This window comes from Pseudomonas sp. B611, assembly GCF_055407965.1.
The window spans coordinates 699,055-717,799 of the sequence record NZ_JBUZST010000001.1 but is presented as its reverse complement, the minus strand read 5'-3'; the positions used below and the strand labels follow the sequence as shown (position 1 = coordinate 717,799).

Annotated in this window: 18 protein-coding genes; 14 read left to right on the top strand and 4 right to left on the bottom strand. The window is 60.4% G+C overall.

Annotated elements, in window-relative coordinates; translation table 11 throughout:
• The first annotated feature begins 77 nt into the window (after nt 1-77).
• Complete coding sequence (locus ACZRMO_RS03370) at nt 78-2,255, top strand: hypothetical protein (RefSeq protein WP_448184482.1); 2,178 nt, start codon at nt 78-80, stop codon at nt 2,253-2,255.
• 36 nt (nt 2,256-2,291) lie between these two features.
• Here the strand turns inward: ACZRMO_RS03370 and ACZRMO_RS03365 are convergent, their stop codons facing one another.
• Together ACZRMO_RS03365 and ACZRMO_RS03360 are read right to left on the bottom strand one after the other, a co-directional pair.
• Nucleotides 2,292-3,383 (bottom strand): hypothetical protein, encoded by a 1,092-nt coding sequence (locus tag ACZRMO_RS03365; RefSeq protein ID WP_463971890.1) that lies wholly within the window; start codon nt 3,381-3,383, stop codon nt 2,292-2,294.
• Nucleotides 3,384-3,654: 271 nt separating this feature from the next.
• Nucleotides 3,655-3,957 carry a DUF2288 domain-containing protein gene (locus ACZRMO_RS03360; RefSeq protein ID WP_017735930.1) on the bottom strand — a complete coding sequence of 101 codons (303 nt, stop codon included), beginning with the start codon at nt 3,955-3,957 and terminating at the stop codon, nt 3,655-3,657.
• A gap of 340 nt (nt 3,958-4,297) precedes the next feature.
• Between ACZRMO_RS03360 and ACZRMO_RS03355 the strand changes: the two genes are divergently transcribed.
• The 9 genes from ACZRMO_RS03355 to ACZRMO_RS03315 all read left to right on the top strand — a co-directional run bounded on the left by ACZRMO_RS03355 (nt 4,298) and on the right by ACZRMO_RS03315 (nt 12,006).
• The gene (locus tag ACZRMO_RS03355; RefSeq protein WP_124525973.1) at nt 4,298-5,425 is read left to right on the top strand and encodes a branched-chain amino acid ABC transporter substrate-binding protein; all 1,128 of its coding nucleotides are present in this window, start codon (nt 4,298-4,300) and stop codon (nt 5,423-5,425) included.
• A gap of 229 nt (nt 5,426-5,654) precedes the next feature.
• Complete coding sequence (gene livH, locus ACZRMO_RS03350; RefSeq protein ID WP_124525974.1) at nt 5,655-6,578, top strand: high-affinity branched-chain amino acid ABC transporter permease LivH; 924 nt, start codon at nt 5,655-5,657, stop codon at nt 6,576-6,578.
• Nucleotides 6,575-7,828 (top strand): high-affinity branched-chain amino acid ABC transporter permease LivM, encoded by a 1,254-nt coding sequence (locus ACZRMO_RS03345; RefSeq protein WP_463971889.1) that lies wholly within the window; start codon nt 6,575-6,577, stop codon nt 7,826-7,828. Before livH ends, ACZRMO_RS03345 begins: the two co-directional genes overlap by 4 nt.
• Nucleotides 7,825-8,592: a high-affinity branched-chain amino acid ABC transporter ATP-binding protein LivG gene (livG, locus tag ACZRMO_RS03340; RefSeq protein WP_124525976.1), complete on the top strand. Its 768-nt coding sequence runs from the start codon at nt 7,825-7,827 to the stop codon at nt 8,590-8,592. Before ACZRMO_RS03345 ends, livG begins: the two co-directional genes overlap by 4 nt.
• 1 nt (nt 8,593) lies before the next feature.
• The gene (locus ACZRMO_RS03335) at nt 8,594-9,295 is read left to right on the top strand and encodes an ABC transporter ATP-binding protein (protein WP_017735935.1); all 702 of its coding nucleotides are present in this window, start codon (nt 8,594-8,596) and stop codon (nt 9,293-9,295) included.
• Nucleotides 9,296-9,553: 258 nt separating this feature from the next.
• A complete protein-coding gene (locus tag ACZRMO_RS03330; RefSeq protein ID WP_017735936.1) occupies nt 9,554-9,850 on the top strand; it encodes a BufA1 family periplasmic bufferin-type metallophore in 297 nt (98 codons plus the stop codon).
• A gap of 22 nt (nt 9,851-9,872) precedes the next feature.
• Nucleotides 9,873-10,751, top strand: a complete 879-nt coding sequence (gene bufB / locus ACZRMO_RS03325; RefSeq protein ID WP_463971888.1) for an MNIO family bufferin maturase — start codon at nt 9,873-9,875, stop codon at nt 10,749-10,751.
• Nucleotides 10,748-11,524 carry an HvfC/BufC family peptide modification chaperone gene (locus tag ACZRMO_RS03320; RefSeq protein WP_463971887.1) on the top strand — a complete coding sequence of 259 codons (777 nt, stop codon included), beginning with the start codon at nt 10,748-10,750 and terminating at the stop codon, nt 11,522-11,524. Before bufB ends, ACZRMO_RS03320 begins: the two co-directional genes overlap by 4 nt.
• Complete coding sequence (locus tag ACZRMO_RS03315; protein ID WP_463971886.1) at nt 11,521-12,006, top strand: DoxX family protein; 486 nt, start codon at nt 11,521-11,523, stop codon at nt 12,004-12,006. Before ACZRMO_RS03320 ends, ACZRMO_RS03315 begins: the two co-directional genes overlap by 4 nt.
• Here the strand turns inward: ACZRMO_RS03315 and ACZRMO_RS03310 are convergent.
• Nucleotides 12,003-12,911, bottom strand: a complete 909-nt coding sequence (locus ACZRMO_RS03310; protein WP_463971885.1) for a LysR family transcriptional regulator — start codon at nt 12,909-12,911, stop codon at nt 12,003-12,005. The two genes, ACZRMO_RS03315 and ACZRMO_RS03310, sit on opposite strands and share 4 nt — an antisense overlap.
• A gap of 103 nt (nt 12,912-13,014) precedes the next feature.
• Here ACZRMO_RS03310 and ACZRMO_RS03305 point away from each other — a divergent pair, with 103 nt between their 5' ends.
• The 3 genes from ACZRMO_RS03305 (at nt 13,015) to ACZRMO_RS03295 (ending at nt 16,101) form a co-directional block, all read left to right on the top strand.
• Entirely contained in the window at nt 13,015-13,614 is a 600-nt protein-coding gene (locus ACZRMO_RS03305; RefSeq protein WP_463971884.1) for a short chain dehydrogenase, read from the top strand.
• Nucleotides 13,615-13,709: 95 nt separating this feature from the next.
• Nucleotides 13,710-14,381: a COG3650 family protein gene (locus ACZRMO_RS03300; protein ID WP_463971883.1), complete on the top strand. Its 672-nt coding sequence runs from the start codon at nt 13,710-13,712 to the stop codon at nt 14,379-14,381.
• Between the two features lie 106 nt (nt 14,382-14,487).
• Nucleotides 14,488-16,101 carry an NAD(P)/FAD-dependent oxidoreductase gene (locus ACZRMO_RS03295; RefSeq protein ID WP_124525984.1) on the top strand — a complete coding sequence of 538 codons (1,614 nt, stop codon included), beginning with the start codon at nt 14,488-14,490 and terminating at the stop codon, nt 16,099-16,101.
• Nucleotides 16,102-16,250: 149 nt separating this feature from the next.
• Here the strand turns inward: ACZRMO_RS03295 and ACZRMO_RS03290 are convergent, their stop codons facing one another.
• Complete coding sequence (locus ACZRMO_RS03290; protein WP_463971882.1) at nt 16,251-17,345, bottom strand: PLP-dependent cysteine synthase family protein; 1,095 nt, start codon at nt 17,343-17,345, stop codon at nt 16,251-16,253.
• Nucleotides 17,346-17,561: 216 nt separating this feature from the next.
• Here ACZRMO_RS03290 and nhaA point away from each other — a divergent pair, with 216 nt between their 5' ends.
• Nucleotides 17,562-18,743 carry a Na+/H+ antiporter NhaA gene (nhaA, locus tag ACZRMO_RS03285; protein ID WP_463971881.1) on the top strand — a complete coding sequence of 394 codons (1,182 nt, stop codon included), beginning with the start codon at nt 17,562-17,564 and terminating at the stop codon, nt 18,741-18,743.
• Nucleotides 18,744-18,745: the final 2 nt, after the last annotated feature.

Here is an 18,745-nt window from a genome sequence, read left to right as displayed (position 1 = left end):
GCTGCAAAGTCGCGAACTCTCATTCCGTGATGGCTCCTTGAATTTTTGCAGCCATCCGCCCAGGTACATGGCGCCCAATGACTTCCAAAAATAACTCTGCCACCGTAGTCCCCGACGTGTTGCCGACAGCACCTGCGGAAAAATCCCCAGGCTCAAAGTCATTGAGCAGCGCCCGCCCGCTGGCGACCCAGCAGTACTTGTACTTCACCGAAACCAATACTGACCGCATCCTCGACAACCTCGACGGCCTGCGCGACATGGTGTTCCCGCGCCTGCCGCAGCAGGAAGGCGACGGCGACCCGCGCAACGAGCAGGAATTTCCCTCGGTGTGCCTGATCGGCCTGGGCCGCTGCGGTTCGAACATCGCGCTGGACGTCGCCGAGCTGGTGTACAACGCGCGCAAGTTCTACCTGAACGAATTCAGCAACGAAGACAAATCGGTGGACAAGGGCTACAGCCCGGCCCAGTGGATCCGCAACAACCTGCGCCTGGGCGGCGGCAAGGCCAGCAAACCGGTGTTCCTGGTGGAACCGCTGGTGATGCTGGGCGACTTGGACAAGGACATCGCCGGGCGCATCCGCTTCTCGCGCAAGGGCGAAAAAAGCGGCTTCTTGCGCGACTACAGCAAGATGAAAATCATGGACCTCTCGGAAGTCCATGCCGGTGGCGCCGGTAACGCGCCGATCCTCGGCCAGTACCTGGCCAAGATCATCCTCAACAAAGACACCCAGCGGTTCTCCAGCCCCGACTGGAAGATGATCCACTCGTACCTGATCGACTCCTGCGGCATCAAGGCCAACCAGTCGCGCCTGTACTTCTCGATCTTCAGCGCTGGCGGCGGTACCGGCTCGGGCATGGCTTCGGAATTCGGCCTGGCCCAGCAGCACTCCTATATGAACAAGACGTTCGACACCAAGCCCGCCGACGAGCACGACAGCAAGAGCGGCCATGCGTTTGTGTTCGAGCCGATCTTCACCAGCGGCATCTGCGTGCTGCCGAATATTTCCGACCACCGCAGCGAAATGTCCGAGGCGCTGCACATCAACGCCGGGCGTTTGCTCTGCAAGTATCTGTCGGAAGAATGGGATTTCTCGTACAACTTCGCCAACGAAGACAGCAGCGAAGCCAGCGTGAAGGGGCGTATCCGGCCGTGGAACGCGATGATGCTGATCTCCAACGACATCATGCGTTACGCCGAAGAAAGCGATGACGGCAATATCCAGAACATTGACGTCAATGCCATGGAAAAACACGCCAACCAATACATCTCCCAGCAGATCTTCAACATCCTCACCGCCCAGGCGGTGACCACCGACTACGACCAGAACTACTTCCGTCGCGCCGGTATCGACATTGGCGAGACCATCCGCCTGGATGCCAACGACCTGTTCATGAGCCTGGCCGGTCCGGTGGCGATTGCCTACGCCGAATCCGTCGTCCCGGAAACCCCGGCGCCGTCCAATGACAAGTTCAAGGTGTTCGATAAAGAACCGCAGCGCCTGAACATCGACGACCTGTTCTTCCGTTCCATCGACCTGCCGCACTTCAACAAGGTCACCCAGGCCATCGAGGGCATCAGCCTGTTGCCGATCGAGTCCAAACGCTACAAGGCGTCCCTGGAGCAGTACAAGAATTCCGGCTACGACGCGGCGGCGCTGCACGACCTGCACTTCTTCAAGAACTGCTCGTCGGTGGTGTCCATCGTCTCGTTGCCCAAGGACTACAAGCTGTCCTACATGGACCTGAACCGGCTCAAGACCCACCTCAACAGCCTGTTCCCCAACACCACGCTCAAGCGCTATGCCTTGGTGATTGGCGCTTCGGCCAACCTGTCGCTGACCACCCTGATCGCCAAGAGCCCGTGCCTGTCGGATGATTTCCTGACGTTGATCGTGGCGTTTATCAAGCGCTGCTTTGCGCGCAACCCGTACCGCTTCGATGAGACGCTGGACAACTCGATCCTGGACTTCATCATCCACGAGGACTTCGACGAAGACCGCATCGACGAATTGCTCAACGAGTTTGAAAACCCGGCGAAGATCCTCGATACCAACTGGTACGCGATCAAGCCGATGTATGAGAAGAAGTACCGCGAGCTGATCAACGACAAAGAGAAGTTTGTCTCGATCAATGACATTCGTCTGTCACGGGATTGCGTGAAAAAGGCGATCAAGTACCTGCGCGAGATCTACCGTCACCGCATCGGCAAGACCAAGGTCATTTCGCTGAATAACTACACCGGCAAGACGTTCTAGGTCGTGGAGGCGGCGCCACTCGGCGCCACCACTCTGTTACTGGGCCAGGCGCTGGCGCAGGAAGGCCAGGATGGTTTGCTCGTCAGCCGCCCTGGCGGGCCGGGGCATGTGCTGCGGCCAACCGGCGTCTTTCGCCTCCAGCAGCTTTCTCTGCTCAGCTTCGTCCCAACCTCGTATTTCCTTGCAGGCTGATTCCCACCAGCCGTGTCGGCATACGTCGTAGTACGGGTTCTGCGGCGCCGAACTGCCGTAGAGCAAGTCACGACCGACCTTCTTCAAATGCTTGCGCTGGTTGCGCAACTGCCACTTGATCCACACGCGTTGCAGAGGCGATGGCATCGGTTTGAAGCGCGGCACATCCAGGCTACGGGCGATCAGCTCAGGGCTGAACGCCTCACCGTGCAGGCTGAAAAAGTGCGCCTGCATGGCATGGAAGAAACGTTTGTCGGCATAAAAGTGGTGCACGAACTTGCGCGCCTCGCGCACCGGCTTGCCGCGCATTGCGAAGGAAATCGCGACTTGCTCGATGGTGTGGATGTCGAACGACTCGCGGGTCCACTCGTCGATAAAGCCGATGGCGGTTTCGAGCAACGGTGCGTCACTCGCCTGCACGCCGCACAGGCCACTGTTGTAAAGCTTGAAACCGTTGCTGGCGCTGATGCCATGGGCCTGCAGGTCGCGGCCCAACTTGAGGTAGTCCGGGCGCTGGCAGACGTAGCTCCAGTCGTATTCAAACTCGTCCATCACATACTGGCCGGGTTCGATCAGTTCGAGTACGCGATGGGGTGATTTGAGAAACAGCGTATCGGTATCGACGAACAGGGTTTTGTCCGCCAGCGTCAGCCCTTGGGCGATGGCGCAGGCCTTGCGGCGGTGGGTATAGCCGTTGTCGCCCTGCCAGCGGGTCAAGGTCGGCTCATCCAAGGCGATAGTTTCAACTGGCCAGCCGGTGTAATCCTGCGGACGATCCGTCATGACCCGAATGCACAGCGATTCGCCCTGTTTGAGCTGCGACAGGGCGGTGAGGATGCTGAACTTGGCCTCGCGTCGATAAACATCCTGTTCACCGTAGACAAGGTAGAGCAGCTGGTGCGGTGTTTTTTGCAAGGGGGGCAGCGTGGACGGCATGACGAGCTCCATGGAACAAGCCGCGAACTTTACCGGAATCCACCGACAAATCCCCGAACCCCACAGATTTATCTTACAAATGGCCCCTGTTTATTCACACCAGGAAACAATTCCCTCACCGGTTTGGCAGGGTCAAAACTGTTCCCATGACGCGCACGTCACCCTGCGCTGTGACCTTTCTCTACGGCAACATGCCATCACGGCTTCAGCAGTTACTCCGCTACACACTTCTGCCAGGGAAAAACACGCACCTTTTTTGTGCGTGGTTTTCTTACGCTGCCCTTTCCTGGATCAGAATCCACGGTGAAACCACCACGGCCCATAGGCTCGGATCACGCTCGACCAGGTCCAATGCCCGCGTCGCAGACACTTCGCCAAGGCTGCCCGAGGCCAGCCAGGCAGCGACTTTGTCACGGTTGTCCTCGGCCATTCCTTCGGCGGCTTCGATCAAATCCAGGCCGGCATCGACCCACAATAGGGCACCCTTGGCAAAGAACGGTTCAAGCTCCTTCCAGGAAATTTCGGCGGTTTCACCGAGCAGCTTGGCATAGAGGGTGCTAGGTTCTTGCGTCATGGGAGTTCACCTTGGGGAAAAAACGGCGCAATCATAACGTCACGCCCCAAGTAGAAAAACCCAGTTGCAAATGAGGCATCGATAGAAAGTGTCAGAAAAGCCAAGGATTGCCCGAGACTCTGGCATTAACCCGCCGCAATTCTGTCTTTTTCTTTCATTTAAGCGACACACCCGGGTTTTGCCCCCAGCAGCCAGCTTTTCAAGCGATCAACCGGCGCTCTACACTGTACCGGTACAGTTGCCAGGCCGCTGCCGGGGGATATCCGAGATATCCGATCCGGTTCTGCAGCTCACAAGGCCGCTAGAACTATAAAAAATACAACAGTAAGAGTGGAGCACTATGAATAAGGCTACTAAGCAGATTTCCAAACTGTTTGCCGCTATGGTCCTGGCTGGGGTTGCCGGCCATTCGTTCGCAGCTGATACCATCAAGATCGGTATCGCCGGGCCTAAGACCGGTCCTGTGACGCAATACGGCGACATGCAGTTCATGGGTGCCAAGCAAGCCATCAAAGACATCAACGCCAAGGGCGGCGTAGACGGCAAGATGCTTGAGGCCAAGGAATACGACGACGCTTGCGATCCTAAACAAGCCGTGGCCGTAGCCAACAAAGTGGTCAACGACGGCGTCAAGTTCGTAGTCGGCCACCTTTGCTCCAGCTCCACTCAGCCAGCGTCCGACATCTATGAAGACGAAGGCGTGATCATGATTACCCCGGCTGCCACCAGCCCGGACATCACTTCCCGTGGTTACAAACTGGTGTTCCGCACCATTGGCCTGGACAGCGCCCAAGGCCCGGCTGCCGGCAACTACATCGCCGACCACGTGAAGCCGAAAGTCGTTGCGGTGATCCACGACAAACAGCAGTACGGTGAAGGTATCGCCACCGCCGTTAAACAGACCCTCGAGAAAAAAGGCGTGAAAGTCGCCCTCTTCGAAGGCATCAACGCTGGCGACAAAGACTTCGGCTCGCTGATTCAGAAGCTCAAGCAAGCCAACGTCGATTTCGTCTACTACGGCGGCTACCACCCCGAGCTGGGCCTGATCCTGCGCCAAGCCAAGGAAAAAGGCGTGAACGCCAAGTTCATGGGCCCTGAAGGCGTCGGCAACGATTCCATCTCGCAAATCGCCCAAGGTGCTTCCGAAGGCCTGCTGGTCACCCTGCCGAAGTCCTTCGACGCAGATCCAGCGAACAAAGCCATCGTCGACGCCCTCGTCGCCGACAAAAAAGACCCAAGCGGCCCATTCGTGTTCCCGGCCTATTCGGCTGTTGAAGTCATCGCCGGCGGTATCGCTGCCGCGAAGAGCGAAGACACCGCCAAAGTGGCTGCGGCTATCCACGCAGGCACCTTCAAGACCCCTACCGGCGACCTGAGCTTCGACGCCAAGGGCGACCTGAAGGACTTCAAGTTCGTGGTCTACGAATGGCACTTCGGCAAATCTAAAACCGAAGTTTCCCCTCAGTAAGCCAGGCGTTACTGGTCCAACAAGCCCACTGTGAGAGCAGTGGGCTTTGTTTTACGAGGTTTATGGGCCTGTCACCCGCGATCCGGGCGCTGGCTCACCTGAAAATCTTAAAACCGTCACCAGCGGTTCGCTGGCAAACGCTTTGTGCAAATGTGCTCGCAGAACACAGCGCAGGGCCGGAACATGACTCCACCAGTGAAATGCGTATCGGGTTTTTAGGAGCGCTGTAATGCCTGAGATCTATCATTTTTTCCAAACGCTGGTTAACGGCATGACCGTTGGCAGCACCTATGCCTTGATAGCCATTGGCTACACAATGGTTTACGGCATCATTGGAATGATCAACTTCGCCCATGGCGAGGTGTACATGATTGGTTCCTACGTGGCCTTTATCGCCCTTGCCGGGCTGGCCATGATGGGGATCCACTCCCTGCCGCTGTTGATGACCGCTGCGTTCCTTGCGTCGATCATCGTGACCAGTGCCTATGGCTACAGTATCGAGCGTGTTGCCTACCGTCCCTTGCGTGGCAGCAACCGTCTGATCCCGCTGATTTCCGCCATCGGCATGTCGATTTTCCTGCAGAACACCGTATTGCTGTCCCAGGACTCCAAGGACAAGTCCATTCCCAACCTGATCCCGGGGAGCTTCTCCTTTGGCCCGGGTGGCGCACAAGAAGTGCTGGTTTCGTACATGCAGGTCCTGGTCTTCGTCGTCACCCTGGTGGCCATGCTGGGCCTGACCCTGTTCATCTCCCGCTCCCGTCTGGGGCGTGCCTGCCGGGCTTGCGCCGAAGACATCAAGATGGCCAACCTGCTGGGCATCAACACCAACAACATCATCGCCCTGACCTTCGTGATCGGTGCCGCACTGGCCGCCGTCGCGGCGGTGCTGCTGAGCATGCAGTACGGCGTGATCAACCCCAACGCCGGTTTCCTGGTGGGCCTCAAGGCCTTCACCGCAGCGGTCTTGGGCGGCATCGGCAGTATCCCGGGCGCGATGCTCGGTGGCCTGGTGCTGGGAGTGGCCGAAGCGTTCGGTGCCGATATCTTCGGCGACCAATACAAGGACGTCGTGGCGTTCGGCCTGTTGGTTCTGGTGCTGTTGTTCCGTCCGACCGGCATCTTGGGCCGCCCGGAGGTTGAGAAAGTATGAGCAGATATCTTAAATCGGCGTTTTTCAGCGCCTTGCTGGTATGGGCCGTGGCCTTCCCGGTACTCGGCCTCAAGCTGAGCATTGTCGGCATCAACCTGGAAGTGCATGGCACCGGTCCCGTGACCCTGACCATCATTGCCTTGTGTTCGGTGTTGATGTTCCTGCGCGTGTTGTTCAGCGATCAGTTCAGTGCCTTGCTCAAGAGCAACCGCGGCCCGTTGGTCTCGCCCAAGGTCAGCCAGTTCCTGACCCTGCCGCGTACCCAGCGCTACATCATCATCGGCCTGATCGTGGCCGCGTTGGTCTGGCCGTTCTTCGGCTCGCGCGGCGCGGTCGATATCGCCACCCTGATCCTGATCTACGTGTTGCTGGGCCTGGGCCTGAACATCGTGGTGGGCCTGGCCGGCCTGCTCGACCTCGGTTATGTGGGTTTCTACGCCGTGGGTGCCTACACCTACGCGTTGCTCTCGCACTACCTGGGTTGGAGCTTCTGGATCTGCCTGCCCCTGGCGGGCATGGCGGCGGCGACGTTCGGCTTCCTGCTGGGCTTCCCGGTGCTGCGTTTGCGCGGTGACTACCTGGCCATCGTGACCCTGGGCTTCGGTGAAATCATCCGCCTGTTCCTGCGTAACCTCACCGATATCACCGGTGGCCCCAACGGTATCAGCAGCATTCCCAAGCCCACCTTCTTCGGGCTGTCATTCGACCGCAGCGCCGCCGAAGGCATGCAGACCTTCCACGAGTACTTCGGGATCGCCTACAACCCGGTGAGCAAAGTGGTGTTCCTGTACCTGGTGGCGCTGTTGCTGGCACTGGCCGCCTTGTTCGTGATCAACCGCCTGCTGCGCATGCCGATCGGCCGTGCGTGGGAAGCGCTGCGCGAAGATGAGATCGCCTGCCGGGCCCTGGGCCTGAACCCGACCATCATCAAACTCTCCGCGTTCACCCTGGGTGCTGCGTTCGCCGGTTTTGCCGGCAGCTTCTTCGCCGCTCGCCAAGGCTTGGTGACCCCGGAATCGTTCACCTTTATCGAGTCGGCGATCATCCTCGCCATCGTGGTACTGGGTGGCATGGGCTCGCAGCTGGGCGTGATCCTGGCAGCAATCGTGATGATCCTGCTGCCGGAGATGATGCGTGAGTTCAGCGAATACCGCATGTTGATGTTCGGCGCCATGATGGTGCTGATGATGATCTGGCGTCCTCAAGGCCTGCTGCCCATGCAACGTCCACACATGGAGCTGCGCAAATGAGCCGCGAGATCCTGAAAGTCGAAAATCTGAGCATGCGCTTCGGCGGCTTGCTGGCGGTCAACGGCGTGGCCCTGACCGTAAAAGAAAAACAGGTGGTTGCCTTGATCGGCCCTAACGGCGCCGGCAAGACCACGGTGTTCAACTGCCTCACCGGTTTCTACAAGCCGAGCGGTGGCAGCATCCTGCTGGACGGCCAGCCGATCCAGGGCCTGGCCGGCCACGAGATCGCCCGCAAGGGCGTGGTGCGCACCTTCCAGAACGTGCGGCTGTTCAAGGACATGACGGCGGTCGAGAACCTGCTGATCGCCCAGCACCGTCACTTGAACACCAACTTCCTGGCGGGCCTGTTCAAGACCCCGGCGTTCCGCAAGAGCGAGCGCGAGGCCATGGAATTTGCCGCGTACTGGCTGGACAAGGTCAACCTCACCGAGTTTGCCAACCGCCCTGCCGGCACCCTGGCCTACGGCCAGCAACGTCGCCTGGAAATCGCCCGCTGCATGATGACCCGCCCGCGGATCCTCATGCTCGACGAACCGGCCGCCGGCCTCAACCCCAAGGAGACCGAAGACCTCAAGGCGCTGATCGGCGTGCTGCGTGAGGAACACAACGTCACCGTGCTGTTGATCGAACACGACATGAAACTGGTCATGAGCATTTCCGACCACATCGTGGTGATCAACCAGGGCACGCCGCTGGCCGACGGGACGCCGGAGCAGATCCGCGACAATCCTGAAGTGATCAAAGCCTATTTGGGGGAAGCGTAAAATGCTGCAATTCGAAAACGTTTCCACTTTCTACGGCAAGATCCAGGCCCTGCACAGCGTCAACGTGGAAGTGCGCCAAGGCGAGATCGTCACGCTGATCGGCGCCAACGGCGCGGGCAAATCCACCTTGCTGATGACCCTGTGCGGTTCGCCCCAGGCCCACAGCGGCAGCATCCGCTACATGGGTGAGGAATTGGTGGGCCTGCAATCGTCGCAGATCATGCGCAAGAGCATTGCCGTGGTGCCGGAAGGTCGTCGGGTGTTTTCCCGCCTGACCGTGGAAGAGAACCTCGCCATGGGTGGGTTCTTTACCGACAAGGGCGACTTCCAGGAGCAGATGGACAAGGTGCTGCACCTTTTCCCACGGCTCAAGGAGCGCTTCAGTCAGCGCGGCGGCACCATGTCTGGCGGCGAGCAGCAAATGCTCGCCATCGGCCGCGCACTGATGAGCAAACCCAAGCTGCTGCTGCTGGACGAACCGTCCCTGGGGCTGGCGCCGATCATCATCCAGCAGATCTTCGACATCATCGAACAGCTGCGCAAGGACGGTGTAACGGTGTTCCTGGTGGAGCAGAACGCCAACCAGGCCCTGAAAATCGCCGACCGCGCCTATGTCCTGGAAAACGGCCGAGTGGTGATGGAAGGCTCGGGTGAGCAATTGCTGACGGATCCGAAGGTGCGTGAGGCGTACCTCGGCGGCTAAGAGAAGGTTACTGTAGGAACCGGCTCTAAAATGTGGGAGCGGGCTTGCTCGCGAATGCGGTGGATCAGCCAAGTATCTGTTGGCTGACAATCCGCTTTCGCGAGCAAGCCCGCTCCCACATTTGCTTTGTGTGCCCCTTGATTCTCAAGAAATCTGAAATTATTTTTGGTGAGTTTGTAACGGATCCAACCCTCCTGTCTCTAGTGGTACAAGCAGGCACTCAAGCCCGCCAACTCAACCCACTGCTGGAGATCCACCATGACCACCAAACTGTCCGCCGCCACCCTCGTCCTGGCCCTCGGTTCCGCCCTGAGCCTGTCCGCCCTGACCTCCACCGCCCACGCTGCCGATGACATGCAGAAATGCTTCGGCGTCGCTGAAGCGGGCAAGAACGATTGCGCCGCGGGCGCCGGCACCTCCTGCGCAGGCACGTCGAAAACCAAAGACCAGGCCAACGCCTGGAAACTGGTCCCGGCCGGCACTTGCACCCAAACCCCAAGCTCCACCTCGCCGACCGGTTTCGGCCAGGAAGCCGCCTTCACTGCCAAGTCCTGAACCCTGCGCCGCCTGAGTACTGATGATGACCCTTTCATCCTTGCCAGCCGTCTCCCAGGCTCAGGCGCCCGGCCTCCCGCGCCGGGCCGGGCTGGGGCTGAAGCACGAGCACTTCGCCGAAGTGCTCGAGACCGCCCCCGACATCGGCTTTTTTGAAGTGCACGCCGAAAACTACATGGTCGCCGGCGGGCCGTTTCACCACTACCTGGGATTGATCCGCGAGCAGTACCCGCTGTCATTGCACGGCGTGGGCCTGTCCATCGGCGGCGAAGGCCCGCTGGACCGTGAGCACCTGGCACGGCTGGCCACGCTGATCGAGCGTTATCAACCTCACTCCTTTTCCGAACACCTGGCCTGGTCAAGCCACGGCCCGGTGTTTCTCAATGACCTGCTGCCCCTCGCCTACGATGCCGCCACCCTCAAGCGCGTCTGCGAACACGTGGATCAGGTGCAAAGCACGCTCAAGCGGCCAATGCTGCTGGAGAATCCGTCAACCTACCTGCAATTCCAGCGTTCGACCCTGGACGAGACGGACTTCATCAGCGAAGTCATCCGCCGCACCGGCTGTGGCTTGCTGCTGGACGTGAACAACGTCTACGTCTCGTGTATCAATCATCAACGCGACCCGCTGGCCTACATCGACGCACTGCCGTTGCACGCCGTGAGTGAGATTCATCTGGCCGGGTTTGCCGAAGACACTGACAGCCTTGGCGACCGGTTGCTGATCGACGATCACGGTGCGCCCATCGATAACGCCGTGTGGCGCCTGTACGAAACCGTGCTGGCACGCATCGGCCCGGTGGCCACGCTGATCGAACGGGATAACCAGGTGCCGGCCTTCAGCGTCCTTCACGCTGAAGCTCGACAAGCCGACTGGCACTTGTCGCAGGTACTCTCATGAGCCTCTATGACACGTTTGCCAGCGCCCTGCTGACGCCTGAACTGCCCTGCCCCGAGGGCCTGTTCAGCAGCAACGGTGCCGACCCGGCCAGCCGGTTTGCGGTGTACCGCAACAACGTACACAGCGCGTTGATCAACGCGTTGGCCGCGGCACACCCGGTGACCTTGCAACTGGTAGGCGACGCATTCTTTCGCGCCATGGCCGGCCTCTACGTACAGGCCAGTCCGCCGACCAGCCCGCTGATCAGTGAATACGGCGCCTCATTTGCTGCGTTCATCCGCGGCTTCGAACCCGCTGCCAGCGTGCCGTACCTGGCCGATGTCGCACAGCTTGAACGCCTGCGCGTACGGGCTTATCACGCCGCGGATACGCCGGGCCTGGAGCAGCACGCCGTCCTCCAGCACCTGCAAAACCAGGCAGACCTGGGGACATTGCGCCTACACCTGCACCCGTCCCTCGCCACGCTAGACAGCACGTATGCCGTCGTTGCCGTGTGGGCCGCGCACCAGACCGAGGGCGCCCTGGCCACCTTGAACCCCTGGCACCCACAGAGTGCGCTGGTGTTGCGCCACGGCCTGGGGGTCAAGGTGTTCGCCATCGACAGCGGCGCGGTGGCGTTTATCAACAGCCTGAACCACGGTTCAACGCTGCAACGGGCCGTCGCTCATGCCCTTGAGACGTCGACCGAGTTCGACTTGCACAAATGCCTGTCGCTGCTGGTCAGTCACGAGGCCATCACCCATCTGCACCTGGAACAAAAGGTATCGCCATGAACATTGCCCCAACCTGCCTGGTAAAACGGGCAATCGCACTTTTAGAGAAAATCCCCTACAGCCTGATCGCCTTTCTCGCACGCTTCTCCATCGCGGCAGTGTTCTGGAAGTCGGGGCAAACCAAGGTCGAAGGTTTTGTCGTTGACCTGATCAGTGGCACCTTCCAACTGGGCGAACCGCGCCTCGCCGCCTCGACACTGCCGTTGTTTCGCAGTGAATATCACGTGCCATTGCTGTCGCCGGAGGTGGCCGCGCACATGGCGGCGTTTGCCGAGCACTTCTTCCCGGTGTTGATCCTGGTGGGCTTTGCCACACGCTTTTCGGCCCTGGCGCTGATCGGCATGACCCTGGTTATTCAGTTGTTCGTCTACCCGGATGCTTACCCGACCCACGGCACCTGGCTGGCCATACTGTTGCTGCTGACGGCCAAGGGCCCGGGGCGCCTGTCCATCGACCACCTGCTCGCCCGACGCTACGGCTAAAGACGGTCCAGGGCCTCGCCGCTGCGCTTGAACCAGTCCACCAGATAATCGGCCAGCACTTGGGTGCGACGGGGCAGACCGCCTTGATAAGGGTGTACCAGGTACATTGGCATGCTCCGCGTCTGATAATCCCGCAGGAGCCAGCGCAAGCGCCCGTCAGCCAATTCCGCCGGTAGTACGTAGGATGGCAGACGGGCAATACCGGCCCCCACCAAGGCGGCCTTCTTCAGCAGGTTGTAGTGGTTGGACGCGAAGGTGCCGCTGACCCGCACCCGCAACAATTCATGTTGCTGGTGGTACAGCCACTCTTCGCGGCCGCTGTAATGACTGTTGAGCAGGCAGGTATGGGCAGCCAAGTCCGCCGGCGTCTGCGGTTCGCCATGCTGTTCCAGGTAAGCCGGGCTGGCGCAGGTCATTTCATGCCAGGCCAGCAGCGGCTTGGCGACCAGGCGCTGGTTTTCAATCGCGCCCGAGCGCACCCCCAAATCAAAGCCATCCCGTGCCAGGTCGCGGTAGCTGTTGTTCAGTTCCAGCTCGATCTGGACCTGCGGGTATTGCTTGGAAAACTCCAGCAATAAGCCATCAAAGAAGGTTTCACCCAGCGACACGGGAACTGTCATACGTACCGGCCCAGCCAAATCGTCTTTCAGCCGAGCCAATGCCTGACGGGCGCGATCAACCTGCACCACCAGCGCCTGCGCCTGGGGCAACAGCGCCGCACCGGCAGCAGTGAGGCTCAGCTTGCGCGTGGTGCGATGCAGCAACACCACCGAGAACTGCGCCTCCAACTGGCTGATGCGCTTGGACAACTGCCCCTTGCTGCAACCCAATTGCTCGGCCGCCACGGTGAAACTGCCCGCTTCGATCAGCACGGCAAAGGCCGCCAGGTCATCCATCTCGCTCATGGATTGTTTCCAATAGAAAACCAAAGGTTGCCTATTAGCACGTTTATCCATGGAAAAAGCCACTCTAGACTGAAACCTCACTTACCCCTGGAGGAACAGCCCCATGAAAATCCTATTGATTGGTGCCAGCGGCACCGTCGGCTCGGCGATCAAGGCAGAATTGGCACAGCGTCACGAGGTCATCAGCATCGGCCGCAGCAGCGGTGACTTCCAGGTGGACATCAGCGACAGCGCCTCGATCCGCAGGCTGTTTGAACAGACCGGCACGTTCGACGCCCTGGTGTGCGCGGCGGGTAGCGTGAACTTCGCAGCCCTGGGTGACATGAGCGAAGCCGACTTTGAGCTGGGCCTGCGCGACAAGCTGATGGGCCAGGTCAACCTGCTGCTGATCGGCCGCGAGTACGCCAACGATGGCGCCTCATTCACCTTCACCAGCGGCATCCTCAACCGTGACCCGATCCGCACCGGCGCTTCGGCGGCGCTGGTCAATGGCGCACTGGATGCGTTCGTCAAAGCAGCGGCGATTGAGTTGCCACGAGGTCTGCGCGTCAACTCCGTGAGTCCTACGGTGCTTGTGGAGGCCATGGGCAGCTATGCGCCGTATTTTCGCGGCTACAAACCCGCTCCGGGGGCTGATGTCGCATTGGCCTACGCGAAAAGCGTCGAGGGCTTGCAGACTGGTCAGACCTTTATCGTCGGCTGACCTTCACGTCTGACAGAATCGCCTGAAGCTGGCAGGCGGGCTTGTGATGCGGCGTCAGCCTGCGTAACGTGGCGGCACTTGTCTGGAGACCCTCTATGCGTGCCGCTCGTACCCTTGCCCTGTTTGCCCTGCTTCCCCTGTTCGCCGCCTGCCAGATGTTCGAAAGCGAGCCGGCCAAGCCGTCAACTGCCGGCCTGACCCGCATGCAGGGCGAGCTCACGGCAGTCAATGGCAAGCTGCTGTTCCAGCCGTGCAACGACCAACGCAACTATGTGGTCAATGACACCGGCGGCACCAGCATCCTGCAGGAGGCCGCCTCCCTGGCCGGCCAGCAAGGGGCGCTGTTCGCCGACCTGCGCGGCAAGTTCTCCGGTGTGGCCAGCGGCACCCAGGGCAACGTGGACCTGCAGCAGCTCTATCGTGTGGAGCGCTCGACCTCGGCCTGCAACGACCCGGACTTCAAGCGCATGACCCTGCGCGCCAATGGCCACAAACCGGCCTGGGCGATGAACGTCACGGCCAAGGGCATGGTCCTGGAACGTGAAGGCCAGCCGCCACTGGCAGTGCCGTACGTGGAAGAGCAAATCGGTGACGGCCGCTTCAACCTGATGACCGAGGCCAACAACCAGCACGTCGAGCTGTGGGTGGCCCCTCAACGCTGCGTGGACAGCGTCAGTGGCAGCCTGCAACACATGACCGCCGAATTGCGCGTCAACGGCCAGGTGCAGCGCGGTTGCGCGGCGTTTGGCGGCTCGCGCGACGACTGACGCGGCCCTCGGTTGTTTTAACATGACGAGAAATGTCCATTGGGGCTTATAATCACCGGTTTGCAAAACAGCCGGCCTCTTTGCCTGCCGCCTACCGGATCCCGTCATGCTACGAATCACCGAACTCAAGCTGCCCATCGACCATCCCGAAGAAGACCTGCGGCCTGCCATCGTGCAGCGCCTGGGCGTCGCCAGTGATGACCTGCTCGATTTCACCCTGTTCAAACGCAGCTACGATGCGCGCAAGAAATCGTCGGAGCTGTGCTTCATCTACACCATCGACTTGAATGTGAAGGGCGAAGCCGCCCTGCTGCTCAAGTTCGCCGATGACCGCAACATCAACCCGGCGCCGGATGTCAGCTACAAAGTGGTCGGTCAGGCGCCCGAAGGCCTGACCGAACGCCCGATCGTGGTCGGCTTTGGCCCGTGCGGGATCTTCGCCGGGCTGTTGCTCGCGCAGATGGGCTTCAAGCCGATCATTCTTGAACGCGGTCGCGAAGTGCGCCAGCGCACCAAGGACACTTGGGGCCTGTGGCGTAAAAACGTGCTGAACCCCGAGTCCAACGTGCAGTTCGGTGAAGGCGGCGCCGGGACGTTTTCCGACGGCAAGCTGTACAGCCAGATCAAGGATCCGAAATTCCACGGGCGCAAAGTCCTGCACGAGTTCGTCAAAGCCGGTGCACCGGAAGAGATCCTGTACGTCAGCAAGCCGCACATCGGTACCTTCCGCCTGACCGGCGTAGTGGAAAACATGCGCGAGCAGATCATCGCCCTCGGCGGTGAAGTGCGTTTCGAGCAACGCGTCACTGACGTGCTGATCGAAGACGGCCAGTTGCATGGCGTAGTCGTCGACGGCGGCGAGCAGATCCTCTCCAAGCACGTGATCCTGGCCCTCGGCCATAGCGCCCGCGACACCTTCCGCATGCTCCACGGCCGCGGCGTGTACATGGAAGCCAAGCCGTTCTCGGTGGGGTTCCGTATCGAACACCCGCAATCGCTGATCGACGCGGCACGCCTGGGTAAATACGCTGGCCATCCAAAACTTGGCGCTGCGGACTACAAACTGGTGCACCACGCCAAGAACGGCCGCTCGGTCTACAGCTTCTGCATGTGCCCAGGCGGCACAGTGGTCGCTGCCACCTCCGAACCGGGCCGCGTCGTGACCAACGGCATGAGCCAATACTCGCGTAACGAGCGCAATGCCAACTCCGGCATCGTGGTCGGCATCACGCCTGAGGTGGACTATCCGGGTGGCCCGCTGGCGGGTATCGAATTGCAGGAACGCCTGGAGTCCCACGCCTACATCCTCGGCGGCAGCAACTACGAGGCACCGGCGCAGTTGGTAGGCGACTTCATCGCTGGCAAGCCGTCCACCGCCACTGGCAGTGTGGAGCCTTCCTACAAGCCGGGTGTGTCCTGGGGGGATCTGGCCCTCGCGTTGCCGGAATTCGCCATTGAGGCGATCCGCGAAGCGCTGCCGGCGTTCGAGAAGCAGATCAAGGGTTACTCGCTGCACGATGCCGTGTTGACCGGTATCGAGACACGCACGTCGTCGCCACTGCGGATCACCCGCAATGAATCGATGCAGAGCTTGAACGTGAAGGGCCTGTTCCCGGCCGGTGAAGGCGCGGGTTACGCCGGTGGGATTCTGTCGGCGGGCGTGGACGGGATTCGGATTGCCGAGGCATTGGCGCGGGATATGTTGGGCATCGAGGCCTAATACTTTCCCTCCAGTCTCCGCACATCGAATGTGGGAGCTGGCTTGTCGAGTCGTCGCACCGCTGCGATAGCTGAGTGTCAGTCGGTGAAAATATCGACTGAGCCACCGCTATCGCAGGCAAGCCAGCTCCCACATTTTTTTGTGGCAGGTCAGATATTGGCGCGCAGGACGCTGGCCGGTAGCGGCTCGCCTCGTTCCACACTCGCAGCAACAGCCGCAATCAACCCCTCCAACGCATAGCCCTGCGCTTCAAGCCACCCCTGATCATAGTAAGTAGTGGCATAGCGCTCGCCCCCATCACACAAGATCGCCACGATCGACCCCGACTCCCCCGCCGCTTTCATCTGCTGCGCGGCCATCAACGCACCAATCAAGTTGGTCCCGCTGGACCCGCCGACCCGCCGCCCCAATCGTTCAGCCAGGTAATGCATGGCCGCCAACGACAACGCATCCGGCACTTTGACCATGGCATCAATCACCTTGGGCAGAAACGACGCCTCTACCCGTGGCCGGCCAATGCCTTCGATGCGTGAGCCGCAGTCCAGGCGCAAGCTCGCGTCGCCACTCAGGTAGTAATCAAAAAACACTGAACGCTCGGCATCGGCGCACAGCACGCGGGTGCAATGCTGGCGATAACGCACATAACGCCCCAAGGTCGCGGTGGTACCGCCGGTGCCTGGGCTGGAAATCAGCCAGCTCGGCTCGGGATAATGCTCAAAGCGCATCTGTTGGAAGATCGACTCAGCAATGTTGTTATTCGCTCGCCAGTCGGTGGCCCGTTCCGCGTAGGTGAACTGGTCCATAAAGTGACCGCCACTTTCCCGCGCCAAACGCTCGGATTCGGCGTAGATCTGCGTCGGATCGTTCACCAAGTGGCTCTTGCCACCGTAAAAGGCAATCTGAGCGATCTTTTCCTGGGAAGTGGTGGCCGGCATCACCGCGATAAACGGCAAGCCGAGCAGGCGAGCGAAGTAGGCTTCGGAAATCGCCGTCGAACCACTGGAGGCTTCGATCACCGGCGCACCCGGTTTCAGCCAGCCATTGCACAGCGCATAGAGGAACAACGAACGTGCCAGCCGATGCTTCAGGCTGCCGGTGGGATGGCTGGACTCATCCTTGAAGTACAACTCGATACCCGGCAAACCCGGTAACGGCAGCGGGATCAGGTGCGTGTCAGCGCTGCGCTGGAAGTCCGCTTCGATGATGCGAATGGCTTCGCGGGCCCAGGGACGGTGGTCGCTCATGAGGAGTTTCTCTAAGGATTTCACCCCCAATCTTAGGAGGTTTCCTACACTCCACACAGATACAGTACCGACTCAATTGGACACACAATTGCTAGGCTTTGGCGCACCGCCATACCGGACCATCGCTTATAACAAATAAGAATATAACTTTTGTTTTAACAACTAACGGTACGGGTTAGGGTAACCCCCTATTGAACCTGGATTGGAGAGCATCCCTTGCCTCTGCGTAGCACTTTCACCCGTTTCTTCCAGCTGGAAGCCGCCAGCGGCCTGTTGCTGATCGCCGCTGCCGCGCTGGCGCTGATCATCAACAATTCGCCGTTGTCGCACCTCTACAGCGCCTTTCTCGACGTGCCGGTGGTGGCACAGATCGGTGCCCTGAAAATCGCCAAGCCCGCGCTGCTGTGGATCAACGATGGCCTGATGGCACTGTTCTTCCTGCTGATCGGCCTGGAGGTCAAGCGCGAGCTGATCGATGGGCACCTGTCCAAGCCCTCGCAAGTGGTACTGCCCGGTGCCGCGGCGATTGGCGGCATGGTCGTCCCCGCGCTGATCTACTGGGCGATCAACAAGGACTATCCCGCCGCACTCTCCGGCTGGGCGATCCCCATGGCCACGGACATTGCCTTCGCCCTTGGCGTCCTGGCCCTGCTGGGCAAGCGCGTGCCGGTGTCGCTGAAGCTGTTCCTGATGACCCTGGCGATCATTGACGACCTGGGCGCAATCATCGTGATCGCCGTGTTCTATTCGGCCGACCTCTCGGGCGCCGCACTGGCGGGCGCGGGTGCTTGCCTGGTTGCCTTGATCGCGATGAATCGCCTGGGCGTGATCAAGCTCGGACCGTACCTGATCATCGGGTTGATCCTGTGGGTCTGCGTGCTGAAAAGCGGCGTACATGCCACCCTGGCCGGCGTGACATTGGCGTTCTGCATCCCGATGCGCACCAAGAACGCCGAACCTTCGCCCCTGATGACCCTGGAACACGCCCTGCACCCGTGGGTGGCCTATGGCATCCTGCCGCTGTTTGCGTTCGCCAACGCCGGCGTCTCCCTGACCGGCGTCAGCCTGGAAAGCTTTACCCACCACGTGCCGATGGGCATTGCCGCCGGCCTGCTGATCGGCAAGACCGTCGGCGTGTTCGGCCTCACTTGGCTGGCGATCAAGACCGGCCTGGCCGCATTGCCCGAGGGCGCCAACTGGGGCCAGGTGTTTGGCGTGGCGATCCTGTGCGGGATCGGCTTTACCATGAGCCTGTTTGTCGGTTCCCTGGCGTTTGTGCCAGGCGCCAGTGAGTTTGCCGGGGAGGATCGGATGGGGATTCTGACCGGGTCGATCCTGGCGGCGTGTATCGGGTATGCGGTGACGGCGATGGCGAGTCGCAAGAAAGCGTCCCACTAAGA

Excerpts from the sequence above, each read along its gene's own strand:
- ACZRMO_RS03370 (WP_448184482.1), top strand. The coding sequence starts at position 78 with ATGACTTCCAAAAATAACTCTGCCACCGTAGTCCCCGACGTGTTGCCG.
- ACZRMO_RS03365 (WP_463971890.1), bottom strand. The coding sequence starts at position 3,383 with ATGCCGTCCACGCTGCCCCCCTTGCAAAAAACACCGCACCAGCTGCTC.
- ACZRMO_RS03360 (WP_017735930.1), bottom strand. The coding sequence starts at position 3,957 with ATGACGCAAGAACCTAGCACCCTCTATGCCAAGCTGCTCGGTGAAACC.
- ACZRMO_RS03355 (WP_124525973.1), top strand. The coding sequence starts at position 4,298 with ATGAATAAGGCTACTAAGCAGATTTCCAAACTGTTTGCCGCTATGGTC.
- livH (WP_124525974.1), top strand. The coding sequence starts at position 5,655 with ATGCCTGAGATCTATCATTTTTTCCAAACGCTGGTTAACGGCATGACC.
- ACZRMO_RS03345 (WP_463971889.1), top strand. The coding sequence starts at position 6,575 with ATGAGCAGATATCTTAAATCGGCGTTTTTCAGCGCCTTGCTGGTATGG.
- livG (WP_124525976.1), top strand. The coding sequence starts at position 7,825 with ATGAGCCGCGAGATCCTGAAAGTCGAAAATCTGAGCATGCGCTTCGGC.
- ACZRMO_RS03335 (WP_017735935.1), top strand. The coding sequence starts at position 8,594 with ATGCTGCAATTCGAAAACGTTTCCACTTTCTACGGCAAGATCCAGGCC.
- ACZRMO_RS03330 (WP_017735936.1), top strand. The coding sequence starts at position 9,554 with ATGACCACCAAACTGTCCGCCGCCACCCTCGTCCTGGCCCTCGGTTCC.
- bufB (WP_463971888.1), top strand. The coding sequence starts at position 9,873 with ATGATGACCCTTTCATCCTTGCCAGCCGTCTCCCAGGCTCAGGCGCCC.
- ACZRMO_RS03320 (WP_463971887.1), top strand. The coding sequence starts at position 10,748 with ATGAGCCTCTATGACACGTTTGCCAGCGCCCTGCTGACGCCTGAACTG.
- ACZRMO_RS03315 (WP_463971886.1), top strand. The coding sequence starts at position 11,521 with ATGAACATTGCCCCAACCTGCCTGGTAAAACGGGCAATCGCACTTTTA.
- ACZRMO_RS03310 (WP_463971885.1), bottom strand. The coding sequence starts at position 12,911 with ATGAGCGAGATGGATGACCTGGCGGCCTTTGCCGTGCTGATCGAAGCG.
- ACZRMO_RS03305 (WP_463971884.1), top strand. The coding sequence starts at position 13,015 with ATGAAAATCCTATTGATTGGTGCCAGCGGCACCGTCGGCTCGGCGATC.
- ACZRMO_RS03300 (WP_463971883.1), top strand. The coding sequence starts at position 13,710 with ATGCGTGCCGCTCGTACCCTTGCCCTGTTTGCCCTGCTTCCCCTGTTC.
- ACZRMO_RS03295 (WP_124525984.1), top strand. The coding sequence starts at position 14,488 with ATGCTACGAATCACCGAACTCAAGCTGCCCATCGACCATCCCGAAGAA.
- ACZRMO_RS03290 (WP_463971882.1), bottom strand. The coding sequence starts at position 17,345 with ATGAGCGACCACCGTCCCTGGGCCCGCGAAGCCATTCGCATCATCGAA.